This window comes from Streptomyces sp. NPDC002669, from assembly GCF_042889165.1.
Lineage (GTDB): Bacteria > Actinomycetota > Actinomycetes > Streptomycetales > Streptomycetaceae > Streptomyces.
The window spans coordinates 156085-177444 of record NZ_JBIAQQ010000001.1 but is presented as its reverse complement, the minus strand read 5'-3'; the positions used below and the strand labels follow the sequence as shown (position 1 = coordinate 177444).

21 protein-coding genes are annotated in these 21360 nt (G+C 72.1%); 17 read left to right on the top strand and 4 right to left on the bottom strand.

The annotated features are described in order from the left end of the window. The first annotated feature begins 32 nt into the window (after positions 1 to 32). The 5 genes from ACFYW1_RS00805 (at position 33) to ACFYW1_RS00785 (ending at position 4820) form a co-directional block, all read left to right on the top strand. Entirely contained in the window at positions 33 to 1016 is a 984-nt protein-coding gene (locus ACFYW1_RS00805) for a sugar ABC transporter substrate-binding protein (RefSeq protein WP_388985274.1), read from the top strand. Beyond that, entirely contained in the window at positions 1013 to 2065 is a 1053-nt protein-coding gene (locus ACFYW1_RS00800) for an ABC transporter permease (protein WP_148840183.1), read from the top strand. The genes ACFYW1_RS00805 and ACFYW1_RS00800 overlap by 4 nt, the downstream gene beginning before the upstream one ends. Next, positions 2062 to 2922: an ATP-binding cassette domain-containing protein gene (locus tag ACFYW1_RS00795; protein ID WP_388985272.1), complete on the top strand. Its 861-nt coding sequence runs from the start codon at positions 2062 to 2064 to the stop codon at positions 2920 to 2922. The genes ACFYW1_RS00800 and ACFYW1_RS00795 overlap by 4 nt, the downstream gene beginning before the upstream one ends. 129 nt (positions 2923 to 3051) lie before the next feature. Further along, entirely contained in the window at positions 3052 to 4215 is a 1164-nt protein-coding gene (locus tag ACFYW1_RS00790; RefSeq protein ID WP_388985270.1) for an ROK family glucokinase, read from the top strand. A 14-nt stretch (positions 4216 to 4229) separates the two neighbouring features. After that, positions 4230 to 4820, top strand: a complete 591-nt coding sequence (locus tag ACFYW1_RS00785) for a hypothetical protein (RefSeq protein ID WP_388985267.1) — start codon at positions 4230 to 4232, stop codon at positions 4818 to 4820. A gap of 60 nt (positions 4821 to 4880) precedes the next feature. Here the strand turns inward: ACFYW1_RS00785 and ACFYW1_RS00780 are convergent, their stop codons facing one another. After that, the gene (locus ACFYW1_RS00780) at positions 4881 to 5513 is read right to left on the bottom strand and encodes a TetR family transcriptional regulator (RefSeq protein WP_388985265.1); all 633 of its coding nucleotides are present in this window, start codon (positions 5511 to 5513) and stop codon (positions 4881 to 4883) included. Positions 5514 to 5579: 66 nt separating this feature from the next. Between ACFYW1_RS00780 and ACFYW1_RS00775 the strand changes: the two genes are divergently transcribed. From ACFYW1_RS00775 to ACFYW1_RS00765, 3 genes are all read left to right on the top strand, one after another. Continuing rightward, positions 5580 to 6512, top strand: a complete 933-nt coding sequence (locus ACFYW1_RS00775) for an oxidoreductase (protein ID WP_388985263.1) — start codon at positions 5580 to 5582, stop codon at positions 6510 to 6512. Between the two features lie 162 nt (positions 6513 to 6674). Further along, positions 6675 to 7154: a hypothetical protein gene (locus tag ACFYW1_RS00770; RefSeq protein ID WP_388985894.1), complete on the top strand. Its 480-nt coding sequence runs from the start codon at positions 6675 to 6677 to the stop codon at positions 7152 to 7154. Then, on the top strand, positions 7151 to 7813 hold the full coding sequence (locus ACFYW1_RS00765; protein WP_388985261.1) for a vitamin K epoxide reductase family protein: 663 nt from the start codon (positions 7151 to 7153) through the stop codon (positions 7811 to 7813). Before ACFYW1_RS00770 ends, ACFYW1_RS00765 begins: the two co-directional genes overlap by 4 nt. On the opposite strand, the gene ACFYW1_RS00760 is transcribed toward ACFYW1_RS00765, so the two are convergent. Next, complete coding sequence (locus ACFYW1_RS00760) at positions 7764 to 9065, bottom strand: globin domain-containing protein (RefSeq protein WP_388985259.1); 1302 nt, start codon at positions 9063 to 9065, stop codon at positions 7764 to 7766. The genes ACFYW1_RS00765 and ACFYW1_RS00760 overlap by 50 nt on opposite strands. 295 nt (positions 9066 to 9360) lie before the next feature. Between ACFYW1_RS00760 and ACFYW1_RS00755 the strand changes: the two genes are divergently transcribed. Next, on the top strand, positions 9361 to 10077 hold the full coding sequence (locus tag ACFYW1_RS00755) for a response regulator (RefSeq protein WP_388985892.1): 717 nt from the start codon (positions 9361 to 9363) through the stop codon (positions 10075 to 10077). Positions 10078 to 10126: 49 nt separating this feature from the next. On the opposite strand, the gene ACFYW1_RS00750 is transcribed toward ACFYW1_RS00755, so the two are convergent. After that, positions 10127 to 11803 (bottom strand): GAF domain-containing protein, encoded by a 1677-nt coding sequence (locus ACFYW1_RS00750; RefSeq protein ID WP_388985890.1) that lies wholly within the window; start codon positions 11801 to 11803, stop codon positions 10127 to 10129. Positions 11804 to 12286: 483 nt separating this feature from the next. Between ACFYW1_RS00750 and ctaD the strand changes: the two genes are divergently transcribed. The 5 genes from ctaD to ACFYW1_RS00725 all read left to right on the top strand — a co-directional run bounded on the left by ctaD (position 12287) and on the right by ACFYW1_RS00725 (position 17257). Then, entirely contained in the window at positions 12287 to 13975 is a 1689-nt protein-coding gene (gene ctaD / locus ACFYW1_RS00745) for a cytochrome c oxidase subunit I (RefSeq protein WP_388985888.1), read from the top strand. Positions 13976 to 14015: 40 nt separating this feature from the next. Next, a complete protein-coding gene (locus tag ACFYW1_RS00740) occupies positions 14016 to 14366 on the top strand; it encodes a hypothetical protein (RefSeq protein WP_388985257.1) in 351 nt (116 codons plus the stop codon). A 115-nt stretch (positions 14367 to 14481) separates the two neighbouring features. After that, positions 14482 to 15759 carry a 4-carboxymuconolactone decarboxylase gene (pcaC, locus tag ACFYW1_RS00735; RefSeq protein ID WP_388985256.1) on the top strand — a complete coding sequence of 426 codons (1278 nt, stop codon included), beginning with the start codon at positions 14482 to 14484 and terminating at the stop codon, positions 15757 to 15759. Between the two features lie 13 nt (positions 15760 to 15772). Further along, positions 15773 to 16429 (top strand): MBL fold metallo-hydrolase, encoded by a 657-nt coding sequence (locus ACFYW1_RS00730; RefSeq protein WP_388985254.1) that lies wholly within the window; start codon positions 15773 to 15775, stop codon positions 16427 to 16429. 48 nt (positions 16430 to 16477) lie between these two features. After that, the gene (locus ACFYW1_RS00725) at positions 16478 to 17257 is read left to right on the top strand and encodes an exodeoxyribonuclease III (protein ID WP_388985252.1); all 780 of its coding nucleotides are present in this window, start codon (positions 16478 to 16480) and stop codon (positions 17255 to 17257) included. Positions 17258 to 17432: 175 nt separating this feature from the next. Here ACFYW1_RS00725 and ACFYW1_RS00720 read toward each other — a convergent pair whose 3' ends face one another. Then, entirely contained in the window at positions 17433 to 18608 is a 1176-nt protein-coding gene (locus tag ACFYW1_RS00720; protein WP_388985250.1) for a Cmx/CmrA family chloramphenicol efflux MFS transporter, read from the bottom strand. A gap of 502 nt (positions 18609 to 19110) precedes the next feature. On the opposite strand from ACFYW1_RS00720, the gene ACFYW1_RS00715 reads away from it, so the two are divergent. From ACFYW1_RS00715 to ACFYW1_RS00705, 3 genes are all read left to right on the top strand, one after another. Further along, positions 19111 to 19551 carry a DUF6278 family protein gene (locus tag ACFYW1_RS00715; protein WP_388985248.1) on the top strand — a complete coding sequence of 147 codons (441 nt, stop codon included), beginning with the start codon at positions 19111 to 19113 and terminating at the stop codon, positions 19549 to 19551. 123 nt (positions 19552 to 19674) lie between these two features. Further along, positions 19675 to 20418: an amino acid ABC transporter ATP-binding protein gene (locus ACFYW1_RS00710; protein WP_388985246.1), complete on the top strand. Its 744-nt coding sequence runs from the start codon at positions 19675 to 19677 to the stop codon at positions 20416 to 20418. A gap of 10 nt (positions 20419 to 20428) precedes the next feature. Then, positions 20429 to 21346, top strand: coding sequence for a glutamate ABC transporter substrate-binding protein (locus ACFYW1_RS00705; protein WP_388985244.1), 918 nt, complete (start codon positions 20429 to 20431; stop codon positions 21344 to 21346). Positions 21347 to 21360: the final 14 nt, after the last annotated feature.

Sequence of the window (21360 nt, the reverse complement as noted above, 5' to 3'; positions counted from 1 at the left end):
TCGTGGCAAGGGTTCGGACAGGGGTACGTGCGATGGGCGCCGTGCTTGCGGCGGTGCTCGGGGCCTCCCTCGTGGGATGCAGCAGCACCGGCGGCAAGCGGGCGGAGGAGCGCGCGGCCCGGGCCGCCGCCGAGGGCCGGGCCGCGGTGGACACACCCCGCTGGACCTTCGCCATGGTCACCCACTCGGGCGATGGCGACACCTTCTGGGACATCGTCCAGCGCGGTGCCGAGCAGGCGGCCGTCAAGGACAACATCAAGTTCCTGTACTCGCACAACGACGAGGCGCAGCAGCAGGCCCAGCTGGTGCAGGCCGCCATCGACCAGAAGGTCGACGGGCTGATCGTCACCCTCGCCAAGCCCGACGCGATGAAGGACGTCGTCACCAAGGCGGTGAAGGCCGGAATCCCGGTGATCACGGTGAACTCGGGCTCCGCGGAGTCCAAGCGGTTCGGCGCGCTCACCCACATCGGCCAGGACGAGTCCATCGCGGGCGAGGCCGTTGGCGAGGAGCTCAACGCGCGCGGCCGCAAGAAGGCCCTGTGCATCCTGCACGAGCAGGGCAACGTCGGCCACGAGCAGCGCTGCGCCGGAGCGAAGAAGTCCTTCGACGGACAGCTGCAGAACCTGTACGTGGAGGGCACCAACATGCCCGACGTCCAGGCGTCCATCGAGGCCAAGCTCCAGGCCGACAAGGGCATCGACGCGGTCGTCACCCTCGGCGCGCCCTTCGCGGACGCCGCCGTCAAGGCGAAGAGGACCGCGCGCAGCAGGGCCGAGATCGACACCTTCGACCTGAACGCCAAGGTCGCCACGGCCCTCCAGGACGAGACCCTCGGCTTCGCCGTCGACCAGCAGCCCTACCTCCAGGGCTACGAGGCGGTCGACCTGCTCTGGCTCAACCGCTACAACGGCAACGTGCTCGGCGGCGGACGCCCGGTCCTCACCGGGCCGCAGATCATCACCGCGAAGGACGCCGCCGAACTGGCCCAGTACACGAAGCGGGGGACCCGATGAGCGCGATCGCCGGACCGTCCGCCCCGGCGGGGAAGGACGAGCGGCTGCTGCACACCTCACCGCTGCGCAGGCTCCTCGGCCGCCCCGAGCTCGGCTCGGTGGTCGGCGCCGCGGCCGTCTTCGTCTTCTTCTCGATCGTCGCCGACAGCTTCCTGCGCGCCTCCAGCCTCGGCACGGTGCTCTACGCGGCCTCGACGATCGGGATCATGGCCGCGCCGGTGGCGCTGCTGATGATCGGCGGCGAGTTCGACCTCTCCGCCGGGGTGCTGGTCACCAGCTCCGCGCTGATCTCGTCGATGTTCAGCTACCAGATGACGGCCAACGTCTGGGTCGGCGTCCTCGTGTCGCTGCTGGTCACCCTGGCCTTCGGCGCGTTCAACGGCTTCATGCTGACCCGTACGAAACTGCCGAGCTTCATCATCACGCTCGGCACGTTCCTGATGCTGACCGGCCTCAACCTGGGGTTCACCAAGCTGATCAGCGGCACCGTCTCGACGAAGGCCATCGGCGACATGGAGGGCTTCGACTCGGCCCGCAAGGTGTTCGCCTCGCAGTGGACCATCGGCGGCGTCGAGCTCAAGGTCACCATCCTGTGGTGGGCCGTCCTCGTCGCGATCGCCACCTGGATCCTGCTCCGCACCCGCTTCGGCAACTGGATCTTCGCGGTCGGCGGCGAGGCCGACGCGGCCCGCGCGGTCGGCGTCCCGGTGATCCGCACCAAGATCGGGCTCTACCTCGGCGTCGCCTTCGCCGCCTGGGTCTCCGGCCAGCACCTGCTGTTCTCGTACGACGTCGTCCAGTCCGGCGAGGGCGTCGGCAACGAGCTGATCTACATCATCGCGGCCGTCATCGGCGGCTGTCTGATCACCGGCGGCTACGGCTCCGCGATCGGCTCCGCGGTCGGTGCCTTCATCTTCGGCATGACCAGCAAGGGCATCGTGTACGCGGAGTGGAACCCGGACTGGTTCAAGTTCTTCCTCGGAGCCATGCTGCTCCTGGCCACCCTGCTCAACGCATGGGTACGCAAGCGCGCGGAGGCGACGAAATGACGGCCCCCCAGGCACCGGCCGCCCCGGAGACGCCCCGCCGGGCGCTCGTCGAGCTGGACCACGTCAGCAAGTACTACGGCAACATCAGGGCGCTCGACGACGTCTCGCTGGAGGTCCACGCGGGGGAGATCTCCTGCGTGCTCGGCGACAACGGCGCCGGCAAGTCCACCCTGATCAAGATCATCGCGGGGCTGCACCGGCACGACGCCGGGACCTTCCTCGTCGACGGCGAGGAGACCACCCTCGTCAATCCGCGCGACGCCCTGGACCGGGGCATCGCCACGGTCTACCAGGACCTGGCCGTCGTCCCCCTCATGCCGGTCTGGCGCAACTTCTTCCTCGGCTCGGAGCCGACCACGGGCTCGGGCCCCTTCAAACGCCTCGACGTGCGCCTGATGCGCGAGACGACCCGCTCCGCACTGCTGCGCATGGGCATCGACCTGCGCGACGTCGACCAGCCGATCGGCACCCTGTCCGGCGGCGAGCGCCAGTGCGTCGCCATCGCGCGGGCCGTCCACTTCGGCGCCAAGGTGCTCGTGCTGGACGAGCCCACCGCCGCGCTCGGGGTCAAGCAGTCCGGGGTCGTGCTCAAGTACGTCGCGGCCGCCCGCGACGCGGGTCTCGGCGTGGTCCTCATCACGCACAACCCTCACCACGCGTATCTGGTCGGTGACCGGTTCGTCCTGCTCAAGCGGGGCGCCATGGCCGGCAGCCACACCAAGGGGAGCGTCACGCTGGACGAGCTGACCCGCCAGATGGCGGGCGGCAGCGAGCTGGAGGAGCTCAGCCACGAGCTGGAACGGGCCACCGGCCCGGCCCGGCCCCCCGCCCGCCCGGACGCCGACGGCCCCGCGTAGCCCCGGCGGTTACCGGCCCCGCCCGCACCGGCCGCCGCCCCCGGCCCCCCGGCAGTGGCAGAATCGAGCCCGACGGGCGCAGTCCGCCGCCGGGGGCACCACTCCCGGCTCCCCGACCCCGCAGGGACGATGAGCACGTACCGCGACCTCACACACCGCGGCTCCGCCCGCGCCACCGTCCTGCGGACCGTGGGCACCCGGGAGCGGCGCTCCCACCTCACGGCGCCCCGGGTCCCCACCGTCGGCATCGACATCGGCGGCACGAAGGTGATGGCCGGCGTCGTCGACGCCGACGGCAACATCCTGGAGCAGCTGCGCACCGAGACGCCGGACAAGTCCAAGAGCCCCAAGGTCGTCGAGGACACCATCGTCGAACTGGTCCTGGACCTCTCCGACCGGCACGACGTGCACGCCGTCGGCATCGGGGCGGCCGGCTGGGTCGACGCGGACCGCTCCCGGGTGCTGTTCGCCCCGCACCTCGCCTGGCGCGACGAACCGCTGCGCGACGCCCTCGCCTCCCGGCTCGTCGTCCCCGTCATGGTCGACAACGACGCCAACACCGCCGCCTGGGCGGAATGGCGCTTCGGCGCGGGCCGCGGCGAGGACCACCTCGTCATGATCACGCTCGGCACCGGCATCGGCGGCGCGATCCTGGAGGACGGCCAGGTCAAGCGCGGCAAGTACGGGGTAGCCGGTGAGTTCGGCCACATGCAGGTGGTGCCCGGCGGACACCGCTGCCCCTGCGGGAACCGCGGCTGCTGGGAGCAGTACAGCTCCGGCAACGCCCTGGTCCGCGAGGCCAGGGAGCTGGCCGCGGCCGACTCCCCGGTCGCGCACGGCATCATCGAGCGGGTCAAGGGCAACATCCCCGACATCACCGGCCCCCTCATCACCGAACTGGCCCGCGAGGGCGACGCCATGTGCGTCGAACTCCTCCAGGACATCGGCCAGTGGCTCGGCGTCGGCATCGCCAACCTGGCCGCCGCGCTCGACCCCTCCTGCTTCGTCATCGGCGGTGGCGTCAGCGCCGCCGACGACCTGCTCATCGGCCCCGCCAGGGACGCCTTCAAGCGCCACCTCACCGGCCGCGGCTACCGCCCCGAGGCCCGGATCGCGAAGGCCCAGCTCGGCCCGGAGGCGGGTATGGTCGGCGCCGCGGACCTGGCCCGGCTGGTGGCCCGCAGGTTCCGCCGCACCAACCGCCGCCGCGTCGAACGGTACGAGCGGTACGCCCAGATCTACGACCAGGCCGCGAGCACCATCCGCAACACGCGAAACACCCGCACCTCCTAGGGACCCGCAGACACATGACCGCAGCCGAGCACCCCGTCCTGCCGCGCCAGTCCCCGCCGCCCGACGACGAACGGCCGCCGCGGGACCGGCGCCGGATGATCCGCCGTCGTCTGATCACGGCGACCATCATCGTGCTGCTCATCGGCATCCCGGCCGGCTACCTGCTGATCTCCGCCGGCCAGAGCCGCCGCGCCGGCCAGAACAAGGAGGCCGAGGCGGCCGCCCAGGGGCTCCGGGAGGGCTGGCCGTCCCGGATGCAGCGCCGGATCTTCGAGCTCCCGATGCCCGGCAACTCCCTGGACGTGCAGTACTACGAGACCAACAACTGGAAGGCCAGCCGGCTGTACGTGGAGTTCCGCACCACGTCCGCCGGGCTGGACCGGTTCCTCAGCCGGCTCGGCAGCGGGCGGGGCGACCTGCGGCCCGACGAGGTGACCATCGGCGCCCGCGACCGGGAGGTCTCGGGCTGGTCCTTCGACCCCGGGACCGACTGGGCGGGCACCACGCACACCAACAAGGACCCCCGGCCCACCCAGAACATCATGGTGAACATGACCGACCCGATGAACCCGGTCGTCTACGTGGTCTCCGCGGCGACCCCCTGACGGAAAAGGGCGGTGCTCCGACGGAGCGCCGCGGGCCCGCCCCCCCCGGTCCGACAGCCCTCAGCGGGTGCCCGGGGCGGGACCGAGGGCCGGGGCTACGAGGTCGAACGCCTCGTCCAGGAGAGCCACCGGGTCCGGGGCCGTGTCGCTCTCGCTCCAGCGCCGCAGGACCACGTGGAAGGCGGCCAGGGCCGTCCCGGCGGCCAGGCGCGGGTAGAGGTCGCTCCCGACGTCGCGGCCGACCCGGCGGGCGAGCTCCTCGGCGAGTTCGTCGCGCCACCGGTCCTGCCGCTCCAGGAACCGGGCGAGCAGCGCGGGGGTGCGCAGGATCAGCCGCACCACGCGCAGGGCCCGTTCCGAGTGGGCGGCACACGTGGTCACCGGAACCCGCACGGCGTGCCGAAGCGCCTCGGCCGGCGGCTCCTCGGCGGGCCGGTCCGCCAGCGCGGCCCGCATGTCCGCCCCCATGTCGGCCAGGAACTGGACGACGACGTCCTCCTTGGACGCGAAGTAGCGGAAGAACGTCCGCTTGGAGACGCCCGCGGCCGCCACGATCTCGTCGACGGTGACGGCGTCGAAGCCCTTGAGGGCCAGCAGCTGCAGGGCCGCCTCGGTCAGTTCGTCCGAGACGAGCCGACGTTTGCGCTCGGCCAGGCTCAGATCGGATCGCGTACTCACCCTCGCATGGTACATGCCGTGCCGAATACGGCACTCGGTATCTCCTTGACACCAAGTGCCAGTACAGTCAGTCTGTGCCGCATGAAACAGGAACGCTGGAACGCCGGGCTGATCCCCGACCAGACCGGCCGGGTGTTCGTCGTCACCGGGGCCGGAAGCGGACTGGGTCTCGCGACCGCTCACGCACTCGCCCGGCGGGGAGCACGGGTGGTCCTCGCGGTGCGGGACACGGAGAAGGGCCGACGGGCCGCCGCCACGATCACCGCCGACACCCCCGACGCCCGGTTGGAGGTGCGCCACGTCGACCTGGCCGACCTCGGGTCGGTGCGCGCCTTCGCCGACGCGCTGCGCGCGGACCACTCGCACGTCGATGTGCTGGTCAACAACGCCGGGATCATGGCACCGCCCCGCACCCTGAGCCCGCAGGGCCACGAGCTGCAGTTCGCCACCAACCATCTGGGCCACTTCGCGCTCACCGGCCTGCTGCTCGACCTGCTGGCCGAGGGCGTCGACCCCCGCGTGGTCACCGTGAGTTCGCCCAACTACCGGCAGGGCCGGATCGCCTTCGACGACGTGGACGGGGAGCGTGCGTACTCCCCGATGGGCCACTACAACCAGTCCAAACTGGCCAACGCCGTCTTCGGGCATCAGCTGCACCTGCGCCTGGCCGGGGCCGACAGCCCGGTACGGAGCGTGCTCGCCCATCCGGGGTACACCGCCACCGGGCTCCAGAAGGGCACGCCGGTCGGAACGGTGCGACTGCTGTACGGCCGCCTGCTGTCCCCGCTGGCCCAGAAGCCGGCCGACGGCGCGCTCTCCCAGCTGTACGCGGCGATCGAACCGGGCGTGCGCGGCGGCGAGTTCATCGGGCCCGGCGGCGCGGGAGAACTGCGCGGGGCGCCGACGCGGGTGACCCTCGCGCCCCGCGCGAAGGACGCCGCCACCGGGCGCCGGCTGTGGGAGCTGTCGGAACGGCTGACCGGAGTGCGCTTCCCGTCCCTGACGGCCGGGTGAGCACCGCACGGGCACAACCGCGGCACGCCGCAGGGGACCTCGTCCGGTCCCGGCCGCCGGTCGCCGACCGACCCGGGGCCGATCGGCCCTAGTGGCCACGGGCTGCCGATGGGTTCACTGCGATGCGTCGCACGCCGCAGGTGCGCGCGGGAGGGAATCATGGTGATCGCAGTCGTCGGGCACAGGGACCTCGGCAAACCGACCCTGGAGCTGGTGGAAGCCGAACTGAGGGCGAGGCTGGACCGGTTGGCGGAGGGGGCCGCCGCGCTGGTGCGGGCCGGTTCGGGGCTGCCGGTGGTCTTCGGGCGGGCCGCCCGGGAGGCGGGCCGGAAGCTGACGGTGCTGCTGCCGGCCCGGGGCGCGGTGCCCGCCCCCCTGCCCGAGCCGGACCGCTCGGCCGCGGGCGAACTGCTGGTCCTGGCCGAACACGTACGGCTGCTGGCCTTCGACCCGGCCGACCGGGACGCGTGCGTCGGTGCCGACGAACGGCTGGTGGAGACCTGCCGGACGGTGCTCGCGGTGTGGGACGGATCGCCGTCGGACGGCCGGGACGCCACCGCCCACCTGGTCGCCTTCGCGCGTGCGCGGGGCATCGAGGTGGAGGTCGTCTGGCCGGACGGCTCGGTGCGGGGGCGGGCATGAAACCGTCGGAACACGTCGTGGAGGACGACGGGGACGCCGACGGCGGAGGGCGGAACGGGACCGGCCACGCCCCGGAGCGCACCGGAGCGGGGCGGGGACCGGCCTGGCTGCTGGTCGTCACCGCCGCGCTCGGGCTGCTCGGTTCGTTCGTCATCACGGTCGATAAGATCGAACTGCTCGTCGACCCCGGCTTCGTGCCCGCCTGCTCGCTCAGCCCCGTGGTGTCCTGCACGAGCGTGATGACCAGCGACCAGGCGTCGGTGTTCGGCTTCCCCAACCCGCTCATCGGGCTGATCGGCTTCGCGGTGGTGCTGTGCACCGGCGCGGGCCTGCTCGCCGGTGCGCGCTACCGGCGCTGGTACTGGCTGGGGCTGAACCTCGGCATGCTGTTCGGCGTCGGCTTCTGCATGTGGCTGATGACCCAGGCCCTGTACGAGATCGGCGCCCTGTGCCTGTGGTGCATGCTGGTGTGGGCGGTCACGATCTTCATGTTCTGGCGCGTCACGGTGCACAACCTGCGCCACGGCGTGCTGCCTGCGCCGCGCGCGCTGGTCGCGGCGGCGCTGGAGTTCCCGCTGGTGGTGCCGGTGACCTGGTGCCTGGCCGTCGTCATGCTGATAGCAGTCCGCTTCTGGCCGTACTGGCGGACATTCCTGTGACCGTTCCCATGCCGGTGGTGTCGAGATGAATGTGCGCGTCCGGTATCCCGGCGGCGGCCAGCCGGGCGGCGACGGCCTGCTCCGTCCCGGCCGCGGTGGTCTCGGGGGAGAGGGCCACGAAGGCGTGCTGCCGGGCGAGGGCCCGCGCCCCGAGGTCCCCGAAGGAGGCCCCCGCGGCGTCCGACGTGACGACGGTCAGCCAGGGCCGGGTGCGCCGCAGCACCTCCAGGCACGCCGCGTCGTACATCTCCTCGCCCGCCGCCTCCCCCGGACCGGCGGGTCCCAGCAGCAGCCGCACCCGGTGCACACCGGAGCGGTCCGCGTCGATCCGCTGGAGCAGCGCCTTCATCGGAGCCCAGCCCGTGCCCGAGGCGAGCAGCAGCAGGTCCGCGGAGAGCAGGTGGTCCGGCAGGGCCAGCGCACCGCGCGGCGCGCCCAGACGGACGGTGCCGCCCTCCCGCGTACCGTGCACCAGCGCGTCGCTCACCCCGCCGGCACCCCGGGCCCGTACGTGGAACTCCAGCTCGCCGTCCGGGTGCGGCGCGCGGGCCAGGTAGTAGGGGCGCCATGCCTGCTCCAGCAGCGGCGACTCCAGGGACGCGTACTGGCCGGCCTCGAAGGCGTAGGGCTGGTGCGGGCGGATCCGCAGCACCGCCAGGCCGGGGGCGCGCAGCTCGTGCGAGGTCACCGTCGCCTCCCAGCTGGGCGGTTCGGCGATCGCCTCGTCCGCGCCCCGGACCATCGCCGAGACCGCCAGGTCCAGCATCCGCAGCCAGGCGTCCTCCAGCGCACCGGTCCACCGGCCCCCGGCACGCAGCCGCAGCGCCTCGACGAGGGCCGCCTCGAAGGCCGCGAACTGCGCCGGACGGACCCCGAGTTTGCGATGGTCGCGCCCCAACTGGCCGAAGACCCTGATCAGTTCGTCCGTGCGGTGCAGATTGCCGATCAAGTAGTGGAAGATCGACGCGAGATGGTCCTGCTGGAACGCCATCGACTCGGGGAACAGCGCCCGGAGGTACGGGTGTCGTTCGAACAGGACCCGGTACAGCTCGGCGATCAGCTCCTCCATCGGGGCCACCAGCGCCAGCGAGTCGCTGATCAGCAACTGGTCGGCCGTGCCGTCGTAGGCCCGGGGGACCTCGGCGCCCCACCGGTCCGTACGGCTGTCGGCCGGCGCCAGGATGCGTCGTCGCAGCCGCATGGCGTCGTGCCGTGCGAGTAGTGCGTGGTAGTCCTCGCTGGAGGTGTTCATGGGCCGGGGGCTCCTTGATGCAGCGCAGTGGGGGTGGCCGGAAGGGAGATGTCCGTGGCGCCCGGACGATCTTGGCGGCGTCAGTATGGCACCGGACCCCGCCCGCTGACCGGCCCCCGGCAACAGGGACTTTCGGCCCTGTTCAGACGCCGTTCACCATGCCGTGACACCCCGCCACAAGCACCTCCGGAGCCGGGCACATACTGTTCCCGGCCCTCTCCCCGAACCGATAGAGCCTGATGTGAGTGAGTTCGTGAACACCCCACCGAGCACGACCCCGCCGAGCACGGACCCCCTGGGCGCGACCCCGCCGGACGCGGACCCGTCGCGGCCCGCGGCCCCCGTGCGCGTCTTCATCCTCGACGACCACGAGGTCGTACGGCGCGGGGTGCGCGACCTGTTGGAGGCCGAGGGCGACATCGAGGTGGTCGGCGAGGCGTCCACGGCCCGGGAGGCGCTGGTGCGCGTACCGGCCACCAGGCCGCAGGTCGCGGTGCTGGACGTACGCCTCGGCGACGACCGGGGCGGCGACCACGCCGGGATCGAGGTGTGCCGGGAACTGCGCGCCCTGATGCCCGGACTCGCCTGCCTGATGCTGACGTCGTTCGACGACGACGAGGCGCTGTTCGACGCCATCATGGCGGGGGCCGCGGGCTATGTGCTCAAGCAGATCAACGGCGCCGACCTGATCACCGCCGTGCGCCGGGTCGCCTCGGGCAGCTCGATGCTCGACCCGCGGACCACCGCCCGGGTGATGGAACGGCTGCGGGGCACCGAACAGCCCCCGGCCGAACCGTCCGAGGCGTCGGAACTGGACGGCCTCACGCCCCGGGAGAGGCAGATCCTGGACCTCATCGGCGAAGGGCTCACCAACCGGGAGATCGCCGAACGCCTCTTCCTGGCCGAGAAGACCGTCAAGAACCGCATCTCGTCGATCCTCGCCAAACTGGGCGTGGGCCGCCGCATCCAGGCCGCGATGCTCGTCGGCCGGGTCAAGGACCGCAGGGGCTGAGGACCCGCGCTGCGGGGCCCGCCGGGCGGCCCGGCGACCGGACGGGCCCTCAGTCGTGCAGCGGCGCGCGCCAGACGATCCGGGTGCCGCCGTCCACCGGCCGCTCGACGGCCAGCGAACCGCCGCACAGCTCTGCCCGCGTACGCATGTTGGCCAGCCCCCCGGGGCGGCCGGCCGCCGGTTCGCCGGCCGCCGGGGCCGCCCCGGAGGCGGCCACGACGCCGTCCCGGATGCCGACGCCGTTGTCGGTGACGGCCAGCGTCACCACCTCGTCGGCCGACAGCTCGATGCCGATGAGGGTGGCACGGGCGTGGCGGGAGGCGTTGGACACCGCCTCGGCGGCCACCGCCACCAGGTGCTCGGCCAGTTCGTCCGGCACCGTGGTGTCCACCGGCCCGTCGATCCGCAGCGAGGGCTGGAACCCCAGGGCGTGCGCCGCCGTACGGGCGGTCTCCGCCATCCGGTGCCGCAGCCCGCCGCGGCCCGCCCGCTCCGCGGTCCGCAGATCGAAGATGGTGGACCGGATGATCCGGATCGTGGTGTCCAGATCGTCCACCGCCCGGCTGACCCGTTCGGCCGCGTCCGGCCGGTCCGCGATGGCACGCGTGGTGCTCTGGAGCGTCATCCCGGTCGCGAAGAGCCGCTGGATCGCCAGGTCGTGCAGATCGCGGGCGATCCGGTCCCGGTCGTGCATGACGGCCAGCTCCTCGGACTCGGCCCGCCTGCGGGCCAGTTCCAGGGCGATGGCCGCCTGGTCGGCGAAGCCCGAGACGAGCGCGATCTCGGTGTCGTCGAACGGCGGACGGTCCACCGGCCGCCCCAGCCGCAGCGCGCCGCTCGCCCCCGTGTCGACCCGCAGCGGCACCGTCACCACCGGCCCGAGCCCCTCCTCGGCGCCGTCGCCGAACGGATGGGCCCGGGGGTCGGTCCGTACGTCGGCGCAGTGCACCGGCGTCCCGGTACGGGCCGCGAGCCCGGCCAGCGACCCCCGTGCCGGGACGGACAGCCCCGTGACGCGTCCGGCGTCCTTGCCGTGGGCCACCGCGACGGTCAGCCGCGCGTCGGCCGCGTCCGCGGACCCGGTGGCGGGCGGCGTCGGCAGCAGGATCGCGGCCCGGTCCGCCCCCGCCACCTCCATCGCCCGCTCCGCGATCAGATGCAGCACCTCGTCGGCGTCCGTCCCCGACAGCAGGGTGCGGGTGATCTCGCCGAGCGCCTCCAGACGCCGCTCCCGGCGACGGCTCTCGTCGTACATGCGGGCGTTGTCGATGGCCACCCCGGCCGCGATCGACAAGGTGGTCAGCACCGCCTCGTCGTCGGCGTCGAAGTCCGCCCCGCCCCGCTTCTCGGTGAGGTAGAGATTGCCGAACACCTCGTCCCGGACCCGCACCGGCACCCCGAGGAAGGTGCGCATCGGCGGATGGTGGGGCGGGAAGCCGAAGCTGCGCGGATGGCTGCTGAGATCGGTGAGCCGCAGCGGTTGCGGCCGGTGGATCAGCTCACCGAGGATGCCGCGCCCGCACGGCGTCTGGCCGATCTCGGCGGCCATCTGCTCCGATATGCCGACCGGCAGGAACTCCAGCAGCTTCTGTCCGTCCCCGACGATGCCGAGCGCCCCGTACTCCGCGTCGGTCAGGGTCACCGCGGCCTCCACGATGCCGCGCAGCACCTCGGGCAGTTCCAGGCCCCGCCCCAGACTCATCACGGCGTCCAGCAGGCTGCGCATCCGGTCCGGCCGGCTCGGCTGCGGCCAGGCCGCCGGACGGGGGCAGTGGGCCCCGGCCGGGGCGGGGGAGCCGGAAGAAGGGGTCTCACGGGGGAGGCCGGGCACCGTGGGTGCTGTCTCTGTCATCGGGGTGCCGCTCTCAGGTTCCGTGTGCCGTATGCCGGGAAATCGCTCACCGGATCACCGCGGGGCTGGGACCGGTCCACGGCCCGTCAGCCTACGGCAGCCGCCGGAGCCGGCGGCCGGACGGTGGGGCCGGTCGGCCACCCGCGGGGCCGGCGAGTAGGGCCGGTCGTCCCGGCCGACGGTGCCCGTCGGTCCCTGGAGGGCCCCGGAGGGCGCGGCCACCATGGTGCGGCCGGGAAGGTCCGGCCCGTCCCCTCGTGATCCACCGGACCTTCCCGGCCGCTCCCCGCCGCCCTCCCCGCGGCCGGGGAGCGCTCGTGGAACGCAAGAGCTGGAGGACACGGTCCGGTGGACGCAATGGAAAAGCAGGGCAATCGAGCCGCCCCCGCGCAGGGGCCCCTGCCCCCCGGCCCCGGCCGGCCGGAACGTGCCTCCCGCGGGCGGATCGTCGTCTCGTGGCTCACCACGACCGACCACAAGCAGATCGGCACGCTGTACCTCGTCACCGCGTTCGTGTTCTTCCTCGTCGGCGGCGCGATGGCGCTCGTGATGCGCGCCGAACTGGCCCGTCCCGGCACGCAGATCATGTCCAACGAGCAGTTCAACCAGGCGTTCACCATGCACGGGTCGGTGATGCTGCTGCTGTTCGCGATGCCGCTGTTCACCGGATTCGCCAACTGGCTCATGCCGCTCCAGATAGGCGCGCCCGACGTGGCGTTCCCGCGGCTGAACATGCTGGCGTACTGGCTGTTCCTCTTCGGCTCGCTGATCGCCGCCGGGGGTTTCCTCACCCCGCAGGGCGCCGCCGACTTCGGCTGGTTCGCCTACGCCCCGCTGTCCGACGCCACGCACTCGCCGGGAATCGGCGCCGACATGTGGATCATGGGCGTGGCGCTCTCCGGCTTCGGGTCCATCCTCGGCGCGGTCAACTTCATCACCACCATCATCTGCATGCGCGCCCCGGGAATGACCATGTTCCGGATGTCGATCTTCACCTGGAACGTGCTGCTGACCGCCGTCCTCATCCTCCTGGTCTTCCCGGTCCTGGCCGCGGCGCTCTTCGCACTGGAGATGGACCGGAAATTCGGCTCGCACATCTTCGACCCCGCCAACGGCGGCGCGCTGCTGTGGCAGCACCTCTTCTGGTTCTTCGGCCACCCCGAGGTCTACGTACTGGCCCTGCCGTTCTTCGGGATCGTCTCCGAGATCGTCCCGGTCTTCTCCCGCAAGCCGATGTTCGGCTACATCGGCCTGGTCTCCGCGACGATCGCCATCGCCGGACTCTCCGTCACCGTCTGGGCCCACCACATGTACGTGACCGGTGGGGTGCTGCTCCCCTTCTTCTCCTTCATGACCTTCCTGATCGCCGTCCCGACCGGGGTGAAGTTCTTCAACTGGATCGGCACGATGTGGAAGGGCTCGCTGTCCTTCGAGACACCGATGCTGTGGACCACCGGATTCCTGATCACCTTCGTCTTCGGCGGACTGACCGGGGTCATCCTGGCGTCGCCGCCGCTCGACTTCCACGTCTCGGACTCGTACTTCGTCGTCGCGCACTTCCACTACACGCTCTTCGGCACGGTCGTGTACGCGATGTTCGCCGGATTCCACTTCTGGTGGCCGAAGTTCACCGGGAAGATGCTCGACGAGCGGCTCGGGAAGATCACGTTCTGGACGCTGACGGTCGGCTTCCACCTCACCTTCCTCGTCCAGCACTGGCTGGGGGCCGAGGGAATGCCGCGCCGGTACGCGGACTACCTCGCCGCCGACGGGTTCACCGCCCTCAACACGCTCTCCAGCATCGGATCGTTCCTGCTCGGACTGTCGTTCCTGCCCTTCTTCCACAACATCTGGAAGACCAGCCAGTACGGCACGAAGGTCACCGTCGACGACCCCTGGGGCTACGGCCGCTCCCTGGAATGGGCCACCTCCTGCCCGCCGCCCCGGCACAACTTCACCTCCCTGCCCCGCATCCGCAGCGAATCCCCGGCCTTCGACCTGCACCACCCGGAGATCACCGCACTCGAAGCCACCGCGTCGCACTGACCCGCCCGCCCCGCGAGCCGTTTCCCGAGGAGCGCCGCCGATGTCCCACGGAGTACTGGCAGCAGGAGTCGTCGCGCTCCTCGCCGCCGGCAACGTCTGGTACCTGCCCGCCTGCGTCGACCTGCGGGCGGGCCAGGACCGGCCGCGCTCCCGGCGGCCCGCCGCGGCCGCCGTACTGACCGGGTGGGGAACGGTCACCCTCACCCTGTTCCTGCTGCTCCTGCCCGTGGCGCCGGGTCTGGCCGTGCTCCCGGCGGTGGCCGGTGTCACCGCCGTGGCGTGTCTGGCCGTCCGGTCCCGGCTGCTGCGGGCCCGGGAGCGGCGCGAGGGGGAGGAGTGCTGGTCCGCCCTCTTCCCGGCGCGGGCTGCCGGGCGGCGGGAGGCCGAGTAGCGGAACGCGGGACCGGATGTGGAGGATCTTCGTCCGGCACCGCACGCATGCGGAGGTCCGGCGAGCGTCCCGACCCCTCTCCCACCGGAAACGTGAGATATGGGAGCGTGGGCGGGTGAGTGAGACGACGACTGAAACCCTGCAGTACCGCTTCGACGGGCCCGAGGACGCGCCGATCCTGGTCCTGGGACCCTCCCTCGGCACCTCCCTGCACATGTGGGACCGCCAGGTGCCGGAGCTCACCCGGCACTGGAGGGTCTTCCGCTACGACCTCCCGGGCCACGGCGGCGCCCCCGCGCACCCCGCCACCGCCATCGGCGAGCTCTCCGACCGGCTGGTCGCCACCCTCGACGGCCTCGGCGTCCGGCGCTTCGGGTACGCGGGCTGCTCCATCGGCGGCGCGATCGGTGCCGACCTCGCGCTGCGCCACCCGCACCGGATCGCCTCGCTGGCCCTGGTCGCCGCCTCGGCCCGGTTCGGCAGCGCCGACGAGTTCCGCCAGCGCGGGGTGGTCGTCCGCACCAACGGTCTGGAGCCGATGGCGCGCAGCGCGCCGGAGCGCTGGTTCACCCCCGGGTTCGCCGCCGCACAGGCGGCCATCGTCGACTGGGCCGTCCAGATGGTCCGCACCACCGACCCCGGCTGCTACATCGCCGCCTGCGAGGCCCTCGCCGCCTTCGACATCCGCGGCGAGCTCGGCCGCATCACCGTCCCGACCCTCGCCCTGGTCGGCTCCGAGGACCGGGTCACCGGACCGGGCGACGCCCGCATCCTGGTCGCGGGCATACCGGACGCCCGGCTCGCCCTCGTCCCCGGCGCCTCCCACCTCGCGCCGGTCGAGCAGCCCGGAGCCGTCACCGACCTGCTCCTCACCCACTTCTCCACGGCCTGGCAGGACACCCTCGCGGGCATCCCCGTCCCGTCGGCCGTCCCGCAGCTCTCCGCCCCCGTGCTGCCCGTCGCGGAGATCACCGCGGCCGTCCCGCAGCCGCAGCCCGACACGGCCGGACGCCCCGACCCGTACGACGCCGGGATGAAGGTGCGTCGCGAGGTGCTGGGCGACGGCCACGTGGACGCGACCGCGGCCGCCGCCGACGACTTCACCGGCGACTTCCAGGAACTGGTCACGCGCTACGCCTGGGGGGAGGTGTGGACCAGGGAGGGGCTGGACCGCCGCACCCGCAGCTGTGTCACGCTCACCGCGCTGATCGCCTCCGGTCGCATGGAGAGCCTGGCCGCCCACGTCAGGGCCGCCCTGCGCAACGGGCTCACCCCGGCCGAGATCAAGGAGGTGCTGATGCAGACCGCCGTCTACTGCGGCGTGCCCGCGGCGAACGCGGCCTTCACCATCGCCCAGGGCGTCATCCGGGAAGAAACGACGCCCCGTCCGTAGCAGGATGGGGCCCATGAACGCCGAGAACCCCGCACACCTGACCCTGACCAAGAAGACGCACTCCTGCATCCGCCTGGAGAAGGACGGGCGGACGCTCGTCATCGACCCGGGCGGCTTCTCGGAGCAGGACGCCGCCGTCGGCGCCCACGCGATCCTGGTGACGCACGAGCACGCCGACCACTTCGACGAGGGACGGCTGCGGGCCGGACTGGAGGCCGATCCGGCCGTCGAGGTCTGGACCCTGCGCAGCGTCGCCGAGCGGCTCTCCGCCGCCTTCCCCGGCCGCGTCCACACCGTCGGCCACGGCGACGCCTTCACCGCGGCGGGCTTCGACGTCCAGGTGCACGGCGAGCTGCACGCGGTGATCCACCCGGACATCCCCCGGATCACCAACATCGGCTTCCTGGTGGACGGTTCGGTGTTCCACCCGGGCGACGCGCTCACCGTCCCGGACCGGCCGGTCGACACCCTGATGCTCCCGGTGATGGCCCCCTGGAACAAGATCTCCGAGGTCATCGACTACGTGCGCGAGGTCGGGCCGCGGCGCGCCATCGACATCCACGACGCGCTGCTCACCGATCTCGCCCGCCCGATCTACGACCACCAGATCGGTGGCCTCGGCGGCGCCGACCACGGCCGGCTGGCCCCGGGGGACTCGACCGGCCTGTGACCGCCGCCGGACCGGCGGCTGTCGGTGGCAGCCGCTAGGTTTAGCCCCATGCGCATCGCCACCTGGAACGTCAATTCGATCACCGCCCGGCTCCCGAGGCTGCTGGCCTGGCTGGAGAGCACCGGCACGGACGTGCTGTGCATCCAGGAGACCAAGTGCGCCGCCGAACAGTTCCCGGCGGACGCGCTCCGCGAGCTCGGCTACGAGTCCGCGGTCAACGCCACCGGGCGGTGGAACGGCGTGGCACTGGTCTCCCGCGTCGGCCTGTCCGACGTCGTCACGGGCCTGCCGGACGGACCCGACTACGAGGGCGCGCAGGAGCCGAGGGCGGTCTCGGCGACCTGCGGCCCGGTCCGCCTCTGGTCGGTGTACGTGCCCAACGGCCGCGAGGTCGAGCACGCGCACTACGCGTACAAGCTGCGCTGGTTCGAGGCGCTGCAGAAGGCCGTCGCGGCGGACGCCGCGGGCTCGCAGCCGTTCGCCGTGCTGGGCGACTTCAACGTGGCCCCCACCGACGAGGACGTCTGGGACCCGGCGCTCTTCGAGGGCGCCACCCATGTCACCCCGGCCGAGCGCGCCGCCCTCGCGGCCCTGCGCGAGGAGGGGCTGTCGGACGTCGTGCCGCGCCCCCTCAAGTACGACCGCCCGTACACCTTCTGGGACTACCGGGAGCTGCGCTTCCCGAAGAACAAGGGCATGCGCATCGACCTGGTCTACGGCAACGAGCCCTTCGTCGCGGCGGTTCGGGACAGTTACGTGGACCGCGAGGAGCGCAAGGGCAAGGGTGCCTCCGACCACGCCCCGGTGGTGGTGGACCTCGGCCTCTGACGGCCCCGCCGCCCCGGTGGAGCGCCCCCGCCCGGCGGGCGGGGGCACGGCTTTCGGACGGCGTTGTCAGTGGTCGCCGCTAGCGTGGTTCCTGTCCTTATCCCGCTTGCTGGCTGCTTGCAGAGAACAGGACGGCCCCGCCCGTTCAGCGCCGGGCGGGGCCACGAACCGCCCGTCAGAGCACGGCGACCCCGTCCCGGCCGTGTCCGGCGACCCGCCGGATGCCCGGCGCCGCGGCAGTGCCCAGCGCCAGGACCATCAGCAGCGCGCTGACCCACAGCGGGGACCGGAAGCCGAACCCCGCGTCGATCGCCAGCCCGCCGAACCACGGCCCGAGCGCGGCTCCCACGTTGAACGCGGCCGTCGCGAACGAACCGGACAGGGTCGGCGCGTCGGCCGCCAGCCGGAACACCCACGAGATCAGCGCCGTCCCGGTGCCGAACGCGAGCGCCCCCTGGACGAGGACGAGCACGACCGCGGCGAGCGGGCTGCCCGCGGTCAGCGCGAACCCGGCCCAGCCGACGGTCAGCGCCACCAGCCCGGCGGCGGTCCAGACGACCGGCCGCGCGTCGACGTACCGGCCGGTGGCGGTGACCCCGAGGAACGAACCCAGCCCGAACAGCGCCAGCAGCACCGGCACCCAGGCGTCCCCGAGCCCGGTGACCCGGGTGGCCAGCGGTTCGAGGTAGGAGAACGCGCAGAACGTCGCCCCCTGCACCAGGGCGCTCGTCAGCAGGGTCAGCAGCAGGGGCCGCCCGGTCAGGACCCGCAGCTCGGCACCGGCCCGGACGGGGACCGGCTCCGGCCGCCCCGCCGGGATCGCCCCGGCGATGACGACGGCGGCCGGCACGCAGACCAGGGCCACGGCCCAGAACGCGGACCGCCACCCCCAGTGGCCGCCCAGCGCCGCACCGGCCGGCACCCCGACCACGCAGGCGAGGGTGACGCCCCCGACCACCACCGAGGTGGCGCGGGCGCGGGCCCCGGGCCCGGCCAGGGAGACCGCGGTCACCAGGGCCACGGCCCAGAAGCCCGCGTTGGCCAGCGCCCCGACGACCCGGGTCGCCAGGAGCACCCCGTAGTCGGGGGTGAGCGCGCCGACCACATGGGCGGCGCCGAAGAGGCAGAGGAAGAACAGCAGCGCCCGACGTCGAGGCCAGGAGCGGCTGAAGAGCGCCATCAACGGCGCCCCGACGATCATCCCGATCGCGAAGGCTGAGGTCAGCAGGCCCGCGGCCGGGATGGACACCTGCAGATCGGAGGCGATGTCCGAGACCAGACCGGACAACATGAATTCGGAGGTGCCCTGGGCGAAGACGGCGAGCCCGAGGGCGTATACGGCAAATGGCATGAAGGAACCCCATGGACGGCTGATGGATGGACCGGGCAGGGGGTGCGGGCCCGCGCCCGCCCGTCGTGACGGGCGGCGACACGGAAGAACGTCCGGGAGCGTCCGGGACGTGATCCGGCAGGGCGGCGGAGGCCGGAGCCGGGGAACGCGCGCGTCGTCGTGTCGCGTACGGACGCGATCACGGGCGCATCGGGAGAGCGCAGCCCCGCACCGTGGCGGTCCTGCGGCGGCAGCCGGACGCAGACGATCCGGGACCGGTATGGGGCCCCAGGGGATCGATTCGACGACGGATCGGCCACCGGCGGACCGGTGGCTAGCCTCTGTCGGACTCGGGGCTGGACATGGACGCGAAACTACCAGCCGGGGCGTCCGGCCTCCACCTCTTTCGGCCGGGAGCCCGGAACGCCCGCGCGCGGACGGGCACCGGGGCCGGTCGGGTACTCGGGAGCCGAGCCGCGCGCCCTGTGGTGCGCGACATACCGGGGATGCGACCCTGAGCGGTATGAACATCCCTTTCTTGGACAACTGGCGTAAGCGTCACGACGGCACGCGGGGGACGGGGCTCGCCTCCGTGGTCGCCACCGATCCCGAGGGCGTGGCCGAGCTTCTCGCCGAGTGCGAGCTGCTGCGTGTCCGGGTGGGGGAGCGCGGGCTCCGACTCGACGACACCCCGGCCTCGTTGGCGGCCCTCGACCAGTTGCCGCCGCGCTGGCGCGACGACCCCGAGGAACTGCCCTGGCTGGGCAACGACGCGGGCCTGTACCTGGGGACGGTGCTGGTGCGGAACGTCTCCGGCGCGGCCTGGAGCATCAGGCCCAGCGGGCAGCCCGTCGTGCGGCTCGCCTCGGGGCGGGAGATCGACGTGGTCGAGGCGGGTCTGGACTGGGCGATCTCCGGCAGCCCCGAGCTTTCGCAGGTGTACTCGGAGTCGGCCGAGGGATAGAGATTTCCCTACAACCGGACAAGAAGCCTTATGCACCATTTGTGCGTGTCGATGATGAAGTCCCTTTTCGGGCTGGTTAGTTTGCGCTGACCTCGGCACAGCGAAAAGTGGGTAGGGCAGCGTATGGCCGTCGATCCGTTGATCGAGCTGCGGGACGTCAACAAGTTCTACGGACAGTTGCACGTACTGCAGGACATCAGTCTCACCGTCGGCCGCGGGGAGGTGGTGGTGGTCATCGGACCCTCCGGCTCCGGCAAGTCGACGCTCTGCAGGACCATCAACCGACTTGAGACCATCGAGTCGGGACGCATCACGATCGACGGCAGACCCCTCCCCGAGGAGGGCAAGGGACTGGCCGACCTCCGGGCCGAAGTGGGCATGGTCTTCCAGTCGTTCAACCTCTTCGCGCACAAGACCGTGCTGGCCAACGTCTCGCTCGCCCAGCTCAAGGTCCGCGGGCGGAAGAAGGACGAGGCGGACCGGCGCTCGCGCGAACTGCTGGAGCGGGTCGGGCTGGCCGCGCACGCCGACAAGTACCCCGCCCAGCTCTCCGGCGGCCAGCAGCAGCGCGTGGCCATCGCCCGCGCCCTCGCCATGGACCCCAAGGCACTGCTCTTCGACGAGCCGACCTCCGCGCTCGACCCGGAGATGATCAACGAGGTGCTGGAGGTCATGCAGCAGCTCGCCCGGGACGGCATGACGATGGTCGTCGTCACGCACGAGATGGGCTTCGCCCGTTCCGCGGCCAACCGCGTGGTCTTCATGGCCGACGGGCGCATCGTCGAGGACCGCAGCCCCGAGGAGTTCTTCACCGCTCCGGAGAGCGACCGCGCCAAGGACTTCCTGTCCAAGATCCTCAAGCACTGACGGGGGCTCCGTGTTGCGTACGAGAAGAGTTCTGGGAGCCCTGGCCGGCCTCCTGCTGGCCGCCCTCGCCGCCGCCGGCTGCGGCAAGGAGGGCAGCCCGCCGGTGAAGGGGCCCGAACCCGAACAACTGCCGGTGTACAAGGTCGACACCGGCTTCCGGCTGCCCGGCTCACCGACCTGGACGAAGGCGAAGAAGCGCGGATACCTCCGGGTCGGGGCCAAGGAGGACCAGCCCTACCTGGGCGAGAAGGACCCCGCCACCGGCGTCTACTCGGGCTTCGACATCGAGATCGCCAGGATGATGTCGGCCTCGCTCGGCTTCGACCCGAAGACGATCCGCTTCCGGACCATCGCCTCCGCCAACCGCGAGACGGCGCTGCAGAACGGACAGATCGACTACTACGTGGGCACCTACACCATCAACGACATGCGCAAGAAGCTCGTCGGCTTCGCCGGGCCGTACTTCATGGCCGGGCAGAGCCTCCTCGTCCGCACCGACGAGAACGACATCCACGGCCCGCAGGACCTGGCCGGGAAGACGGTCTGCTCGGCCGCGGGATCGACCCCGTACCAGCGCATCGCCGCCGACTACCCGAAGGCGACCCTGGTCTCCTACGACACGTACTCGATCTGCGTGGACAACCTGCTGACCTACCAGGTCGACGCCGTCACCACCGACGACGCCATCCTGCTGGGCTTCGCGGCCAAGGCGCCCGACGAGATGAAGGTGGTCGGCAAGCCGTTCTCCGAGGAGCCGTACGGCATCGGGGTCCCGCGCAGCGACAACGCGTTGCGGTTCGCGCTCGACGACGCCCTGGAGGCCAACGAGAAGAACGGCAACTGGAAGAAGGCGTTCGAGGCCACGCTCGGCCTGTCCGGGGTCCCCGCGCCGACCCCGCCGCCCATCGACCGCTACCCGGCGACCTGAGAGGGCGGACCACG

What these genes read in the sequence shown, in the direction of transcription:
- ACFYW1_RS00805 (WP_388985274.1), top strand. Translation starts at nt 33, where the DNA reads ATGGGCGCCGTGCTTGCGGCGGTGCTCGGGGCCTCCCTCGTGGGATGC.
- ACFYW1_RS00740 (WP_388985257.1), top strand. Translation starts at nt 14,016, where the DNA reads ATGTCCCACGGAGTACTGGCAGCAGGAGTCGTCGCGCTCCTCGCCGCC.
- ACFYW1_RS00795 (WP_388985272.1), top strand. Translation starts at nt 2,062, where the DNA reads ATGACGGCCCCCCAGGCACCGGCCGCCCCGGAGACGCCCCGCCGGGCG.
- ACFYW1_RS00725 (WP_388985252.1), top strand. Translation starts at nt 16,478, where the DNA reads ATGCGCATCGCCACCTGGAACGTCAATTCGATCACCGCCCGGCTCCCG.
- ctaD (WP_388985888.1), top strand. Translation starts at nt 12,287, where the DNA reads ATGGAAAAGCAGGGCAATCGAGCCGCCCCCGCGCAGGGGCCCCTGCCC.
- ACFYW1_RS00775 (WP_388985263.1), top strand. Translation starts at nt 5,580, where the DNA reads ATGAAACAGGAACGCTGGAACGCCGGGCTGATCCCCGACCAGACCGGC.
- ACFYW1_RS00765 (WP_388985261.1), top strand. Translation starts at nt 7,151, where the DNA reads ATGAAACCGTCGGAACACGTCGTGGAGGACGACGGGGACGCCGACGGC.
- ACFYW1_RS00780 (WP_388985265.1), bottom strand. Translation starts at nt 5,513, where the DNA reads ATGTACCATGCGAGGGTGAGTACGCGATCCGATCTGAGCCTGGCCGAG.
- ACFYW1_RS00790 (WP_388985270.1), top strand. Translation starts at nt 3,052, where the DNA reads ATGAGCACGTACCGCGACCTCACACACCGCGGCTCCGCCCGCGCCACC.
- ACFYW1_RS00800 (WP_148840183.1), top strand. Translation starts at nt 1,013, where the DNA reads ATGAGCGCGATCGCCGGACCGTCCGCCCCGGCGGGGAAGGACGAGCGG.
- ACFYW1_RS00720 (WP_388985250.1), bottom strand. Translation starts at nt 18,608, where the DNA reads ATGCCATTTGCCGTATACGCCCTCGGGCTCGCCGTCTTCGCCCAGGGC.
- ACFYW1_RS00785 (WP_388985267.1), top strand. Translation starts at nt 4,230, where the DNA reads ATGACCGCAGCCGAGCACCCCGTCCTGCCGCGCCAGTCCCCGCCGCCC.
- ACFYW1_RS00715 (WP_388985248.1), top strand. Translation starts at nt 19,111, where the DNA reads ATGAACATCCCTTTCTTGGACAACTGGCGTAAGCGTCACGACGGCACG.
- ACFYW1_RS00730 (WP_388985254.1), top strand. Translation starts at nt 15,773, where the DNA reads ATGAACGCCGAGAACCCCGCACACCTGACCCTGACCAAGAAGACGCAC.
- ACFYW1_RS00760 (WP_388985259.1), bottom strand. Translation starts at nt 9,065, where the DNA reads ATGAACACCTCCAGCGAGGACTACCACGCACTACTCGCACGGCACGAC.
- ACFYW1_RS00750 (WP_388985890.1), bottom strand. Translation starts at nt 11,803, where the DNA reads ATGCGCAGCCTGCTGGACGCCGTGATGAGTCTGGGGCGGGGCCTGGAA.
- ACFYW1_RS00710 (WP_388985246.1), top strand. Translation starts at nt 19,675, where the DNA reads ATGGCCGTCGATCCGTTGATCGAGCTGCGGGACGTCAACAAGTTCTAC.